This is a genomic window from Methylobacterium sp. J-059, assembly GCF_022829485.1.
Classification (GTDB): domain Bacteria; phylum Pseudomonadota; class Alphaproteobacteria; order Rhizobiales; family Beijerinckiaceae; genus Methylobacterium.
The window spans coordinates 1-386 of record NZ_JAKSYA010000168.1 but is presented as its reverse complement, the minus strand read 5'-3'; the positions used below and the strand labels follow the sequence as shown (position 1 = coordinate 386).

Sequence of the window (386 nt, the reverse complement as noted above, 5' to 3'; positions counted from 1 at the left end):
GCCGGAGCGGCGGTGAGGGGGCGCGGACGAACGAGGCTCCGCCGTCGAAGCCCCCTCGCCGCCGGCTGCCGCCTCGCCGCGACGACGACGAGGTGCCTGTGGGAAGCGGCGGCGAAGCCGAAGCGGCGGTGAGGGGGCGCGGACGAACGAGGCTCCGCCGTCGAAGCCCCCTCGCCGTCGGCTGCCGCCTCGCCGCGACGACGACGAGGTTCCTGTGGGAAGCGGCGGCGAAGCCGAAGCGGCGGTGAGGGGGCGCGGACGAACCAGGCTCCGCCGTCGAAGCCCCCTCACCGTCGGCTGCCGCCTCGCCGCGACGACGACGAGGTCGTCCCGGCCCTCTCCCCGCAGGCGGGGCGAGGGGATGCGCGGCCTCTCGGGCGCTTTTC

General features: G+C 77.2%; 1 pseudogene. It reads left to right on the top strand.

Annotated features, from left to right (window positions below):
• Nucleotides 1-248 (top strand): annotated as a pseudogene (locus MKK55_RS25755) (hypothetical protein); the annotation flags it as partial.
• Nucleotides 249-386: the final 138 nt, after the last annotated feature.